Origin of the sequence: Sporosarcina siberiensis, from assembly GCF_042681925.1 — a bacterium.
GTDB classification, from domain to species: domain Bacteria; phylum Bacillota; class Bacilli; order Bacillales_A; family Planococcaceae; genus Sporosarcina; species Sporosarcina siberiensis.
Window position 1 is genome coordinate 41341 of the sequence record NZ_JBHUGI010000014.1, and the last position, 13848, is coordinate 55188.

At 39.6% G+C, this 13848-nt stretch carries 15 protein-coding genes; 11 read left to right on the forward strand and 4 right to left on the reverse strand.

Annotation, left to right across the window (positions count from 1 at the left end; all coding sequences use genetic code 11):
• The first annotated feature begins 63 nt into the window (after window positions 1–63).
• The 7 genes from ACFSFY_RS06080 (at window position 64) to ACFSFY_RS06110 (ending at window position 6274) form a co-directional block, all read left to right on the forward strand.
• Window positions 64–711, forward strand: coding sequence for a uracil-DNA glycosylase (locus ACFSFY_RS06080; RefSeq protein WP_381536290.1), 648 nt, complete (start codon window positions 64–66; stop codon window positions 709–711).
• 120 nt (window positions 712–831) lie between these two features.
• The gene (locus ACFSFY_RS06085) at window positions 832–1794 is read left to right on the forward strand and encodes an ABC transporter ATP-binding protein (RefSeq protein WP_381536291.1); all 963 of its coding nucleotides are present in this window, start codon (window positions 832–834) and stop codon (window positions 1792–1794) included.
• A complete protein-coding gene (locus ACFSFY_RS06090; protein ID WP_381536292.1) occupies window positions 1791–2432 on the forward strand; it encodes an ABC transporter permease in 642 nt (213 codons plus the stop codon). Before ACFSFY_RS06085 ends, ACFSFY_RS06090 begins: the two co-directional genes overlap by 4 nt.
• A 12-nt stretch (window positions 2433–2444) precedes the next feature.
• Window positions 2445–3335 carry a glycine betaine ABC transporter substrate-binding protein gene (locus tag ACFSFY_RS06095; RefSeq protein WP_381536293.1) on the forward strand — a complete coding sequence of 297 codons (891 nt, stop codon included), beginning with the start codon at window positions 2445–2447 and terminating at the stop codon, window positions 3333–3335.
• A gap of 35 nt (window positions 3336–3370) precedes the next feature.
• A complete protein-coding gene (locus tag ACFSFY_RS06100; protein WP_381536294.1) occupies window positions 3371–3973 on the forward strand; it encodes a DNA-3-methyladenine glycosylase in 603 nt (200 codons plus the stop codon).
• Window positions 3974–4256: 283 nt separating this feature from the next.
• Window positions 4257–5312 (forward strand): YkvI family membrane protein, encoded by a 1056-nt coding sequence (locus ACFSFY_RS06105; RefSeq protein ID WP_381536295.1) that lies wholly within the window; start codon window positions 4257–4259, stop codon window positions 5310–5312.
• A 161-nt stretch (window positions 5313–5473) separates the two neighbouring features.
• Window positions 5474–6274 (forward strand): alpha/beta fold hydrolase, encoded by an 801-nt coding sequence (locus ACFSFY_RS06110; RefSeq protein ID WP_381536296.1) that lies wholly within the window; start codon window positions 5474–5476, stop codon window positions 6272–6274.
• Window positions 6275–6303: 29 nt separating this feature from the next.
• On the opposite strand, the gene hmpA is transcribed toward ACFSFY_RS06110, so the two are convergent.
• On the reverse strand, window positions 6304–7491 hold the full coding sequence (gene hmpA / locus ACFSFY_RS06115; RefSeq protein ID WP_381536297.1) for an NO-inducible flavohemoprotein: 1188 nt from the start codon (window positions 7489–7491) through the stop codon (window positions 6304–6306).
• Between the two features lie 164 nt (window positions 7492–7655).
• Here hmpA and ACFSFY_RS06120 point away from each other — a divergent pair, with 164 nt between their 5' ends.
• Window positions 7656–8099, forward strand: coding sequence for an RrF2 family transcriptional regulator (locus ACFSFY_RS06120; protein ID WP_381536298.1), 444 nt, complete (start codon window positions 7656–7658; stop codon window positions 8097–8099).
• 45 nt (window positions 8100–8144) lie between these two features.
• A complete protein-coding gene (locus tag ACFSFY_RS06125; RefSeq protein WP_381536299.1) occupies window positions 8145–9071 on the forward strand; it encodes a manganese-dependent inorganic pyrophosphatase in 927 nt (308 codons plus the stop codon).
• Window positions 9072–9123: 52 nt separating this feature from the next.
• On the opposite strand, the gene ACFSFY_RS06130 is transcribed toward ACFSFY_RS06125, so the two are convergent.
• The gene (locus ACFSFY_RS06130; protein WP_381536300.1) at window positions 9124–9909 is read right to left on the reverse strand and encodes an AAA family ATPase; all 786 of its coding nucleotides are present in this window, start codon (window positions 9907–9909) and stop codon (window positions 9124–9126) included.
• Window positions 9910–9957: 48 nt separating this feature from the next.
• Window positions 9958–11331 carry an FAD-dependent oxidoreductase gene (locus ACFSFY_RS06135; RefSeq protein WP_381536301.1) on the reverse strand — a complete coding sequence of 458 codons (1374 nt, stop codon included), beginning with the start codon at window positions 11329–11331 and terminating at the stop codon, window positions 9958–9960.
• Between the two features lie 91 nt (window positions 11332–11422).
• Here ACFSFY_RS06135 and ACFSFY_RS06140 point away from each other — a divergent pair, with 91 nt between their 5' ends.
• Entirely contained in the window at window positions 11423–12073 is a 651-nt protein-coding gene (locus tag ACFSFY_RS06140) for a DsbA family oxidoreductase (protein WP_381536302.1), read from the forward strand.
• A gap of 61 nt (window positions 12074–12134) precedes the next feature.
• Here ACFSFY_RS06140 and ACFSFY_RS06145 read toward each other — a convergent pair whose 3' ends face one another.
• Window positions 12135–12662 (reverse strand): YceI family protein, encoded by a 528-nt coding sequence (locus ACFSFY_RS06145; RefSeq protein WP_381536303.1) that lies wholly within the window; start codon window positions 12660–12662, stop codon window positions 12135–12137.
• A gap of 208 nt (window positions 12663–12870) precedes the next feature.
• Here ACFSFY_RS06145 and murB point away from each other — a divergent pair, with 208 nt between their 5' ends.
• Window positions 12871–13791, forward strand: a complete 921-nt coding sequence (gene murB / locus ACFSFY_RS06150; protein WP_381536304.1) for a UDP-N-acetylmuramate dehydrogenase — start codon at window positions 12871–12873, stop codon at window positions 13789–13791.
• Window positions 13792–13848: the final 57 nt, after the last annotated feature.

Here is a 13848-nt window from a genome sequence, read left to right on the forward strand (position 1 = left end):
CTACCTCTTCTGGGTAGACTCTTTTTAATTGAGAAAAACACTTGTAGGAAGGTGGGATCGTTGTTGTTTCGTATACCTGAGTCGATTGCAGCAATAGGTAAAAAGCGAATTGAAGGTTTTCCTGTTGATGGATTTCTTTATGGAGGCGGTCCAAAAAAGCCAGTATTAATGCTTATTGGGGAAGCACCTGGTGAGTTTGAGCTGGTGGATGGAATACCGTTTATTGGCCGTGCTGGAACGGAACTGATGAAATCTTTATCAACAATTGGTTTAACTCGTGAAGATGTTTATATTACAAGTGCCGTGAGAAGTAGGCCGTATCGATGGGGTTCGAAGAAAAATCGGGATGGGTCATTAACAGAGCGCAAATACAATCGTCCTCCGACAATAAAAGAAATAGTGGCACATGCGCCAATTCTTGATTATGAACTTGCCAATATTGAGCCACAACTTATTGTGACGCTGGGGAATGTAGGTCTTCAAAGATTATTGGGGAAGACTGCAAGAGTAACAGATCTTCACGGTGAGTTGCTTCAACGTCCTGTACAGTATTTGAATGATCTTGAGGACACATCGTTTCATTGGACGAATGAAAGCTTTACAATCGTTCCTACGTTCCACCCGGCATCCGTTTTTTATCGACCGTCACATAGACCTACGCTCGATGAGGATTGGTTGAAAATCGGACGTCTGCTCGCAAATATCCAATAGGTTTTAGAAAATGACAAGTGGGGAAATAGAGAGGATAAGTCCAAGGCCCTAACAAACGTATACTCTTGAAAAGGTGTTTTAGTGCGACGCAAGGTAGGTTTTGAAGATAGGAGTGATGCTGTGATTCGGTTTGAAAATGTAACTAAAAGATTTCCTGATGGAACTGAGGCTTTAAAAGATGTGTCCGTAACGATTAAAACACATAAGCTTACCGTGATAATTGGGCCAAGTGGATGTGGAAAAACGACACTAATGCGTATGATAAATCGTTTGGAAGTACCGTCTGAAGGCAAAGTTTGGATTGATGAAGAACCAATTTCGAATCGGGACGTGGTTGAGTTAAGACGCTCGATTGGCTATGTAATTCAGCGTATAGGTCTCATTCCACATATGACAATTGAGGATAATATCTCACTTGTGCCCGAACTATTGAAGTGGGACAAGGAGAAAATAAATGTTCGCGTGGATGAGTTACTTACGATGGTGGGTTTGGAGCCAGATACATTTAAAAAGCGTTATCCTTTTGAATTATCGGGCGGACAGCAACAACGCGTAGGTGTAAGTCGTGCCCTCGCAAGTGATCCGAACATTATATTAATGGACGAACCATTCTCGGCATTGGACCCAATTAGTAGAGAACAATTGCAAAAAGAATTAAAGAATTTACAAATGAAAATCAAGAAAACGATTGTTTTTGTTACCCATGATATGGATGAAGCACTTGAAATTGCAGATGAAATTATCGTTATGCGAGAAGGACAAATTGAACAAATAGGGACTCCTTCCGAACTGATTGAACAACAGGAGTCGGATTTCGTGCGTGATTTTATAGGAATTGATCGTATCGCACGTCAACGCGATTTCGGTCAACAGAAACTTAGTGAATTCGTGCACTATTACGATCAGTCATGGGACGGATTAGCAAATGAAGTCAATGGATCGATTACGGTTAGTGAGGCGATTGCTCTGTTGGATGAAGCCCCGAATCACCGTTTGGCAGTTAAGAAAGATGGACAAATTCTAGGTTACATAGGACATCACTCGCTGTTACAAGCCTCAATGAAAAGTGGTGGTTCGTCGTGAGAGACTTTATTGAAACGGTTAGCAGTCGCTCGGACTTGGTAATAGAAGCATTCATTCAACACATTTTCTTATCGTTTTCAGCACTTTTTATAGGGATTTTGATAGCCTTACCGGTTGGTATGCTTGTTGCTCGATATCGTCGTTTTGCGGAACCTATTATTGGTGTGACAGCAATTTTACAAACGATTCCAAGTCTTGCTTTATTCGGTATACTTGTTCCGATTATTGGGATAGGTTCAAAGACAGCACTGATTGCGCTCGTGATTTATGCACTATTACCAATTGTCCGGAATACGTATGCAGGTCTAACCGGTGTCGATGAGTCAATTATCGAAGCTGGGCGAGGTATGGGTATGACTAAAAATCAGATTTTAAAGAAAATCGAGTTTCCGATTGCACTTCCGGTTATTATGGCAGGGATTCGAACGGCCACGGTTTTGACTGTAGGAATTGCAACGCTGGCAACTTTTGTAGGTGCTGGTGGGCTTGGAGATGTGATTTACAGAGGATTACAATCTTATAATAACTCTCTGGTGTTAGCGGGAGCAATACCGGTTGCACTTCTTGCAATTGCATTTGACTTTTTATTGAAATGGATTGAAAAGAAAGTGACACCAAAAGGCGCGAAAGAAGCATAGGAGGAATTTGACGTGAAAAAAGGATTAGGTATTGTATTATTAGCAACTGTACTTTTACTTTCAGCTTGTAGTAATAAAGATGAAATTGTAATCAGTGGAAAACCATGGACAGAGCAGTTCATTTTACCTCATATTTTAGGGCAATATATTGAAAGTGAAACAGATTATAAAGTTGAAATTAAGGATGGACTAGGTGAAGTGGCTATTATGACGCCTGCCCTTGAAAAAGGGGACATTGATGTTTATGTGGAATATACAGGGACAGGACTTAAAGATGTACTGAAGGAAGAATCCGATTCCGGTGAAAGTTCTGCAAGTGTTTTTGAGCGGGTAAAAAAAGGGTATGAAGAGGAATTTGGTGTCACATGGCTGGAACCTCTTGGCTTTGAGAATGGTTACACATTAGCGTATTCGAAAGAAAAATCATATGATGCTGGGACTTACTCGGAACTCGCAGCCCAAACTGGCAACGAAGAGGTAGTTTTTGGTGCTCCTCATGCGTTTTATGAACGTAAAGGTGACGGCTATGAAGATATGATTGTAGCTTATCCGTTTAACTTTAAAGAAACTAAAAGTCTGGATCCAAATGTAATGTATGAAGCAGTGAAAAATGGCGATGTAGATGTGATTCCAGCATTCACAACGGATAGTCGAATCCAAATGTTTGATTTAGCAACCACTAAAGATGATCTTGGATTTTTCCCGAAATACGATGCCGCACCCATTGTTCGACAAGAGACATTAGTTAAATTCCCTGACCTTGAAAAAACATTAAATAAACTCGCAGGTCAAATTACAGAGGAAGATATGCTGAAAATGAATGCGCGTGTAGATTTGGATAAGGACAAGCCTGAAGATGTAGCGAGAGACTTTCTTATTGAAAAGGGTTTAATTAAAGAGTAAATAGGTAGAATACAGTCGAGGAGTGGAGTATTCCTATGTATGAACCTATAGATCAAACATTTTTCCAAGCACCTGTCCTAGAGCTTTCAAGGAATTTAATAGGACAATACATTGTTCATGAGCAGCCTCCGGGATCCTCGGTTCCTTACCTTGTTGCTCGGATTGTTGAAACAGAGGCATATCAGGGACCGATTGACCGGGCAGCTCACAGTTTTAGCAATCAACCAACGAAACGAACAGAAGTAATGTTTAAAGAAGCTGGACTGGTTTACACGTATCAAATGCATACTCATATACTGATGAATGTGGTGAGTGGTGCTGTTGGCGTGCCTCACGGGGTTTTAATTCGCGCGGCAGAACCTATAGAGGGTTTTGAACAAATGCAGATGAATCGCGGCGAGAAAATTCAAATGAAGGACTGGACAAATGGCCCTGGGAAGCTCACTAAGGCGCTTGGCATCACGATGAAGTATTACGGCCACCACTGGTCTGAAAAGCCTTTATTCATTTCTGAAGGGCCTGAAGTCAAGGAAATTGAGACAGGCCCTAGGGTTGGGATAGGAAACACAGGCGAAGCAGTAGATTATCCGTGGCGCTTTTTTGAAAAAGGGTCTAAATATGTATCTAAATACCGTTAATATGTTTTGTGTTTTAGGTAAGTAGAATGGTGTGAAAAACATGTTTATAGAGGTAAGTATTTTAGTCCTGGTCTGAAATTACTTGTTACAATCCTTAAAGTAGGTCTATTGGAAAATGAAGAGAATTGATTGTGAAAAGACCGTTTATTCGGTCTTTTTTTAATGTTGAACTATTATTTAAATAGTGATAAGTTAAGTCAGAGTCACAAACTTCAGTCCTAGCATTATGAATACTAGGCAGACTAGTCATCTCGATTGGCGGCATTATAAATTGGAGGTCAACATGAAAAAGGTTTTAAAAATGGGAAGCGCTTTCATTGGTATCGTTGTCGGTGCTGGATTTGCTTCTGGACGAGAAATAGTACAATACTTTACAAGCTTTGGTCTTCTTGGAATTATCGGAACAATAATTGCGACTGCGTTGTTTGCATATTTGGGGATGACATTAACTCGTCTTGGCAGTCGGATGCGTACCACATCCCATAAAGAAGTTGTATATAAAATAAGTGGGCGTTATTTAGGAATTATCGTGGATTACATTATCATCTTTACTTTGTTTGGTGTAGGTGTAGTAATGATTGCGGGAGCGGGCGCGAATTTAAATCAACAGTTCGGATTGCCAAGTTTCCTAGGTAGTCTTATATTGGTAATTCTCGTTTTGTTGACTGTTATGCTTAACGTGGAAAAAGTAGTCGCTGTAATTGGTAGCATTACACCCTTTTTAGTATTAACCGTCATTATTGTTGCAATTTATAGTTTAGTAACAATGGGTGAGTCCTTTACTGCACTCAATCCAATCGCTTTGGACTTAGAAACATCATTGCCGAATTGGTTCATTTCTGCCATCAATTATGTATCCTTTAATATTGCAGTTGGGGCTTCAATGGCCATTGTGATGGGTGGTACTGAAGAAGATGAAAGAGTTGCGGCGTGGGGTGGACTTGTTGGAGGACTCGGTATTGGATTACTTATTGTACTGAGTAATTTAGCAATATACTCGAAAGTTGAAGAAGTTGCCAATCTTAGTTTACCTATGTTGGGACTTGTGAATAGTATTTCTCCAATATTTGGGGTTTTCATGGCGTTCATTCTATTTGGTATGATTTTTAATACGGCAGTAAGTATGTTTTATGCCTTCGGTGCACGCTTCATTACAATCGGTACAGTCAAGTTCAAGGTATTTGTGTTCATAACCCTTATGATTGGTTTTGCGGCAAGCTTTGTCGGATTTACAGATCTGGTAGCGATATTTTATCCAACAATCGGATATCTAGGAACGTTCCTCGTGGCAGCACTAATTTTTGCATCCTTTAGGTTACCGGACAAAGTAAAGAGATAAGATTGTCCCGAAATTTGGGGCACTCTTTTTTTCTATATTAAAAAAATGTCTATTCTATGAAGCTTATTTGACGAAATATGTGAAAGAACGTATATAGAAGTTGAAAGGAACCCGCGAATAATGGTTTAATAGTAAGTATAATACTAGGAAGGGTGAACGGCTTGCTTCATTACAAAACATATGAAATTAGCCCGTCTTCTCCATGGGTTACTTTCGTCCACGGTGCAGGCGGAAGCTCATCTATTTGGTACAAGCAAATAAGAGGATTTAGGAAAGAACATAATATACTTCTGATTGATCTTCGTGGACACGGACAATCTGAACGAGATCTCTGGAAAAAGGGAGATACATTCAAAGAAGTCTCAAAAGAAGTAGTAGACGTACTAGATGAGGTTGGGATTGCCTCTACGCATGTCATTGGGATATCACTTGGAACAATTGTTGCACAAACGATTGCGGACACTAATCCAGAACGGGTGAAATCGCTCATTCTTGGAGGCGCAATTATTCGTTTTGACATTCGAACGAAAACCTTACTGTGGATTGCTCGCTTAACGAAGCGTTTTATTCCATATATGCTTCTATATCAATTGTTTGCGTATATTTTAATGCCTCGAAAACAACATGAGGAATCTAGACTCGCATTCGTCAACCAAGCGAAACGGATGTGCCAAAAGGAATTTATTAAGTGGTTTGCACTTATGAAATTTATCAATCCTTATTTATACCGACTTCAAATTTCAACGACTTCTATACCGACTTTATTTCTAATGGGGGATCAAGACTATTTATTTATGCCGTCCATTAAAGAGGTAGTGAGTCAGATTGATGTATTTGAATTTATTGAAATAAAAGATTCTGGACATGTATGCAATATTGATCAGCCGGATGTGTTTAATAATTTAAGCATCGATTATATAAAAAAATTCGAACAAAAAACAGCCGCTATCCAACTTGGATAATGGCTGTTTTATTTTGACTGAAGTGCTTATTAAGCTTCAACGAGTTCTAATTGAACTGCAGGGCCGAAAAATTCGAAGTGAACTTTATCTTCCGGCATTCCAAGTGCATAGAGATCTCGAAGTACAGATTGCATGAAAGGTGTTGGTCCACATACATAGACATCGCTGCCTTCCAATACATTAGTCGCGAGGAATTCATGTGAAATGAAGCCATCGCCTTCTTCTGAATAAAGTACAGCATAGTTTGAATTTGTAAGTGAAGCATTTAGTTTAAGCAATCTATCTCCAAATGCGTGATGCGAACGTGATCGTGCCGAATGCAAAAATGTTACAGGTCGGTTTGGTGTTTCTTTCGCAATTGTTTCATACATACTCATCATTGGTGTAATTCCGACTCCACCGCTTATGAGTGTAACAGGCGTTGTATTTTCAACGTCTAGGTGGAAAACACCTGCTGGAATACTTACTTCAATTGTATCGCCTACGGTTAATTGGTTATGAAGGTGGCAAGATACTTTACCGTTCGGTTCGAAATCTTGTTCGCGCTTCACAGAAATACGATATTCTTCACCGTTTTCAGCTTGTGATAAACTATACTGGCGAATTAATGTGTTTTTTTCTCCTGGAATATTGATGCGAAGGGAGATGTATTGTCCTGGCTTATAAGAAGGTAATTTCATCCCGTCAACAGGTTTTAAATAGAAAGATGTAATGACTTCGCTTTCCACCACTTTATTTTCAATGGTGAAATCTTTGAATGTTCTCCAGCCGCCATCCATTTGTTCGGCATCCGCATACATTACGTCTTCTATGTTGATGAATACATCTGCGATGACGCCATATGCTTCACCCCAAGCGGCAATGATTTCAGGAGTCGCAGCATCGCCAAGTACTTCTTTAATCGCACCGAGTAGGTAATATCCTACGATTGGATATTGATCTTTTGTAATACCAAGTGATTTATGTTTATGTGCGATTTGAATCACTGTAGGCATAATTGCTGCAAGATTATCTATGTTTGCCGCAGCTGCATAAACAGTGTTTGCAAGTGCTGCTTGCTGGCGCCCCTGAGATTGGTTTACGCTGTTGAAAACGTTTAGAAGTTCAGGGTGAGCTTCGAACATATTTTTGTAAAAAACAGTTGTGATTGTATTTCCGTGTTGCTCCAATACTGGTACAGTAGATTTGATAATTTTCATTGTGTCTTGTGATAACATTGATCTGCACAACCTCTCTTGTTCGTATGCTTTTAGAATAAACGATATCGATAATTAAAGATATATCCAATATACATCTTTAAGGATTGTTGTTGATTTAGCCACAATTCTTTCACGAAACGGCCACAAAGGCTATAATTAAAAAAGGATGGGACGGTGAAATAATGCGTCTAACAATGTATACGGATTTTTCTCTACGCGTTCTTCTATATCTAGGTGTAAAAGGCGATAAAGAGCTGTCTACGATACAAGAAATTTCAGATGCCTACAATATATCTAAAAATCATTTGATGAAAGTTACGCACGAGCTCGGAAAAATAGGTGTTATTGAAACAATTCGTGGACGTGGCGGCGGTATTCGTTTAAATGTAAAACCAGGTGATATTAATATAGGTGATATTGTCCGTAAGACAGAAGAAGATTTTCATCTTGTCGAATGTTTTAATTGTGCTACGAATCAATGTGTCATTACGCCAGTATGTAAATTGAAAAATGTCTTGCATGATGCATTGGATGCTTATTTTAAAGTGTTAGATTCGTATACTTTGGCTGACTTTGTTGAAAACAATGAGGGACTTGCTTCGATTTTGTTAGGTAAGAATTTGTGATACTATAGATACTATATTTTATAGAAGAGCAGGAGGAAATTTTGAATGGAAAAAGTATTTGTTTTTGGACATAAAAACCCCGATACCGACTCAATTACAGCGGCGATTAGTTATGCCTATTTAAAAGAGCAATTGGGCATGAATGTTGAAGCGGTTAGACTGGGTACGGTAACAGGTGAAACAGCCTACGCATTAGAGCATTTTGGCTTTGAAGTTCCACGACTTATAGAGAAAGCTGCTACCGAAGTGGGACGAGTTATTTTAGTCGATCACAATGAGAAGCAGCAAAGTGTCGATGACATTGAAGATGTACAAATTATTGAAGTGATTGATCATCATAGAATTGCAAACTTCGAAACAAGTGATCCACTTTATTACCGAGCGGAGCCGGTTGGTTGTACAGCAACGATTGTGAAAAAGCTGTATAAAGAAAACGGCATTGAAATTCCGAAAAACATTGCCGGACTTATGTTGTCAGCTATTATTTCGGACTCTCTTTTATTTCAATCTCCTACATTCACAGAGGAAGATCGTTTGGCCGCGGATGAACTCGCTTTGATTTGTGAAACAGATCCACTCGTTTACGGACTTGAAATGCTGAAGGCTGGAACTGATCTGAGCGGCAAATCACTTGAGGATTTAATTGCACTGGATGCTAAAGAATTCATGATTGATGAAATTAAAATTGAAATTGCACAAGTAAATGCAGTGGACGTCGAATCCATAATGAGTCAGCAAGGTGAACTTGAAGACCTTATATACCGCGTAATTGCAGAAAAAGGATTAGGTTTGTTCCTCTTCGTAGTTACAGATATTATCCATAACGACTCTACCTTTTTAGCACTAGGAAAAGAAGCCGAACGTGCGAGCTCGGCGTTCAACGTAGCACTCTCAAACAATCGCGGAATGTTAAAAGGAATCGTTTCAAGAAAGATGCAAATTGTACCCGTCTTAACAGAAGCGTTGAAATAAAAGCGAATAAAAGCAGGCTACACCAGTCAAATCGGTGTAGCCTGTTTTGTATTCAATCAAATAAGTGTCTGAAATAGCGTTCGGGTTCTTGCAAGAAGTCCTTAGTTAAACGGACATGCCCAATCTCTTCGAATGGAAGTTTTACAAGTTCACCTTCTTGAATCTCATATAAGTCTGCCCCTGGATAAGCCATAAGTATTGGAGAATGCGTAGATATGAGAAATCTTGCGCCTTTTTTCGCCATGTCATGCATCATAGCAAGCAATGTAAGTTGCTTGCTTGGTGATAGTGGTGCTTCGGGCTCGTCCAAAATATAAAATCCATTCGGGTTAAATCTTGCTTGAAACAAATCAAGAAAACTCTCCCCGTGGGACCTTTTATCAAGACCCTCCCCGTATAGATGACGAAGTTCATAATACGTTCTAGCATAGGGTAAAATTTCAAGACTATTTGGATCACGTTTTTTAATTTCTTCCATGGTGATACGAGCTTCTTCGCGGATATTTGCCAAGCTTCTTGTATATGTGATGAAATCAGACGCCCTGAAAAAGAAGCCGTTTCCAGTCTTCACGGACCAAATGAGTTTTAGTTCGTCTGCCAATTCAAATGCGGGAGAAAAGGATTTATCCATTTCCATATGTTCTCCACTTATTAATGTGCTTCCCGCAGCGGCTGCTATTCCTTCTAAAAGAGTCGTTTTTCCGCTACCGTTATCACCCGCAATTATTGTGACTGGAACGTCCAGTTTGAGCGATTCAAAATTTTGTATAAGATCTGGGTTAAATGGATAGCGATCTTCATCGGTCCATCGCACCCTCTTTATTTCTCTTAAAGTCATTTGAACACCCCTTTAACGGTAGTATACCGAAAATAGGGACTCATTACATTACAAGTCGAGTGGTTTTGTAGCTGGACCTTCCAAGACCGATCCATCTTTTCTAAAACGGGAACCGTGGCATGGACAATCCCAAGTTTCGTCCGCGCTATTCCATCTTGTTTTACAACCCATATGAGTACATGTAGGCGAGTCTCTCCGCGATGTAAAACCGATAGCAAACTCTTTTGTTACATGTCCGGTATTCTTTAAGGCTTGAAGGAGGGAAGTTCCAAAATTTGTACGAGTTGGTGAAAATAATTCGGTTGCAAAATTCCTCCTTCCGACAATTAAATCACTAATAATTCTTGCGCATACAAGTGAGTTGGAAAGGCCCCATTTCCGATATCCCGTACTTAAATACACATGGGGCATTCCCGAAGATAGTATGCCAGCATAGGGAATCATGTCCGGCGTTTGTGGATCTTGCGTTGACCAAGCGTGTGTGAAATCAGACAGTCCAAAGTTTTCCTGAACTTCAGAAAAGAGTTGGTCATATCGAACTTGAGTATTTCCTGTAGCTCCAGCAGGATGACTTTCGCCAGACAACAAAAAGTAAGTCTTCCCATCGATTCTTGCGGTTCGAATCGATCTTTTGGGGAAGTCGACGGAAATGTATTGGCCATGCAGTAAGATGTCTGCTTCTGCTGCAACTATGTAAGAGCGATTGACAGATAACTTCATGGTTTGCATACTTCGTAGTGTCTCAATTGGATAATGTGTACAAAGAACAAGTTTCTTGAATCGTACTTTTTGATGGGAATGGAGAGTGAGTTCATTTTCTTTTAAATCCATAAGTAATACACCAGAATCCTCAAAGATTTGTGCGCCAGCTTCAATGGCCAATTGGGCTAGCTTTTGCCCAAAGCGTACAGGGTGTATTTGACATTCGTTCATTAATGCAAGTGTTGCATCCATTCGTACCGGAAGTTCGGTATATCTGCCAAACTCACCTGGAATACCAAGCGATTCGTAGGCCTCGGCTTCATATTTTAGCAAATCAGTCCCACTTTTGGTTTGTGAATACAAAATGGAATCTACATCTACCAATTCATCCGAGCCCGTGAATGATTTTCCGAAGTTTAATGCTTCTATATTTATATCGTAATAGAGTCTTGCGGCTTCTATACCGAACTTCTTTATTAATTTTCCATAAATGAGAGTATGCTGTGCAGTAAATTTTCCTGTTGAATTTCCAGTAGCACCTTCTAGTATTTTATTTTTCTCGAGAAGTATGACTTTCTTACCTTCTTTCGCAAGGAAATAAGCATTGGCTATCCCACTTAGCCCGCCTCCGACGATGCACACATCACATTGGATGTCCGTCTGTAAGGTAGGAAAATTGTCGAGCGGATAAGCTGTCGAAAGCCATAAAGATTTGGACATCGATATACCCCCTATAATTTTAATCAGGCATATTCATTGTTGCCTTCTTAGTGAAGATTTAATATGGAGGTATGGGAAGGTGTGAAATATAATGAAAATAGAAATATGGTCGGATTACGTTTGTCCGTTTTGCTATATTGGTAAACGTCGTTTGGAAGAGGCACTTGAGGTTACTGGACTAACAGATAAGGTAGAAGTTGTTTTTAAGGCATATGAACTTGATCCGAATTCACCACGAACATCTGAAATGAGCATGCACGAAGCTCTATCGAAAAAATACAATATGAGTCTAGAAGAAGCAGTGAATATGACTGATAACATTTCTGAACAAGCTAAGACAGTAGGTTTGGACTATGATTTTGAAAATATGAAACCGGGCAACACATTTGATGCACACCGTCTAGTGAAACTGGCAGAGACAGAAAACCTTGGTGGAATTGTAGCTGAAAGCTTATTGCGTGCTAACTTTATTGACGCCAAAGAAGTTGGAAGTAAAGAAGTTCTCCTACAACTCGCAGTAGACGCAGGGATTTCACAAGAGCGTGCGAATGAGATGCTTGAATCGGATGAGTTTGCAGAAGACGTGAAAGCGGATATTAGTGAAGCAAGACAAGTAGGCGTACAAGGAGTTCCATTCTTTGTTATTAACCGAAAGTATGCAATTTCTGGTGCACAACCGGCAGAAACATTTGCCGATGCCTTACGAAAAGTCACTGAAGAAGAAGGCATTCGATCGATTTAACAGTAAATAGTTAAAAAAGTCCGGACACACAATCTTTTCGATTGAATGTCCGGACTTTTTTTTATTCGGCTGGGTTTGCTTGCACATCAATTGTGATTTTAATGTCATCGCCTACAAGAACGCCGCCCGCTTCAAGCGTTTGGTTCCATGTAAGACCAAATTCTTTTCTAGAAATTTTAGTTTCTGCTTCAAATGCAGCTGTTTTTACACCCCAAGGGTTTACCGCTGTACCTTCGTAGTCTGTTTTAAACGTAACCTTTTTTGTTACGTCCTTAACTGTAAGATCGCCAATGAGCTCATATTTATTGTTTCCTTTTTTCACAATGTCTGTCGTAACAAACGTAATGTTCGGATATGTTTCTGTATCGAAGAAATCTCCAGAACGTAGGTGGTTGTCTCGGTCTACGCTGTTTGTGTGAATTGTAGATGCGTCGATTTTAAATTCAATCTTAGCGCCTGTCAAATCTTCAGGATTTCCTTCAAGTGTACCTTCCAAACCAGTGAAGCGTCCTCTTACTTTTGAAACCATCAAGTGTTTTACTGAAAAACCAACGCTTGTATGTGAAGCGTCTATATTCCATTTTGTCATAATAAAATTCCTCCTTAGTTTTTTAAATCTAATTCTTATTATAAAGCATATTACCTTGAAGTCAAGCTATTTTAATTAAGCTTACCAATTAAAACGAAATAGTGTGAAATGTTACCATATTTTTTTTATTAGAAAGCCTTGTCAAAAGTACAGATTCCGAGCATACTTATAGTGATGAAAAGGTTTTTATCGAAAGGACTGTATGTTGATGTCAAAGCATCATTGGTTTAATGAACTTCAAACTAAAATAACAAAAGGTATATTGAAAATAGATGAACCACTTAATAAATATACGATGACAAAACTAGGTGGTTCAGCAGATTTACTAGTTATCCCAGCAACCATTGAAGAAACGAAATCCGCAGTGCGTTACGCATATGAGAAAAAAATACCTTTACTTCTTTTAGGGAATGGATCGAATATGGTTGTTAGAGACGGTGGTGTACGCGGAATTGTTCTTCACTTGTCTAAACTAAATGAAATTAGAATAAATGGAACTTCTGTACATGCAGAGGGTGGTGCACTCATAATCGACGCTTCAAGAGGTGCAGCTGCGGCAGGGTTGACTGGGTTGGAATTTGCTTGTGGAATTCCGGGATCTATTGGAGGCGCTATGGCGATGAATGCTGGTGCTTACGGTGGTGAGATAAAAGATATTATTGTTCAAACAACGGTACTCACGAAAACGGGAGAACTCGTCGTACTTACCAAAGAAGAATTGGAACTTGGCTACCGTCAAAGTATTATCACTAAAGAAGGTTATTATGTATTGTCGGCTGATTTTCAACTTGCAACTGGTGTTCAAGAAGAAATTGATGCAAAAGTGGCCGATCTTACGCATCAACGCGAATCCAAACAACCGCTGGAATATCCATCGGCGGGAAGTGTGTTTAAAAGACCACCCGGTTATTTCGCAGGCAAACTAATCCAAGAAAGTGGAATGCAAGGCAGAGGATTCGGCGGTGCAGAAGTATCTATGAAGCACGCAGGATTCATTGTGAATAAAAATAAAGCAACAGCTTCTGATTACATTCGAACAATTGAGATGGTGAAAGCCGAAGTGAAAAAGAAGTTTGACGTTGAGTTAGAACTTGAAGTCAAAATAGTAGGCGAGGAGAGGGCAGAGTAATTTCTGCCCTTTTTTCTTTGCATATAATGTGGAGTTTTTTGCCATGAAAAAAGCGGA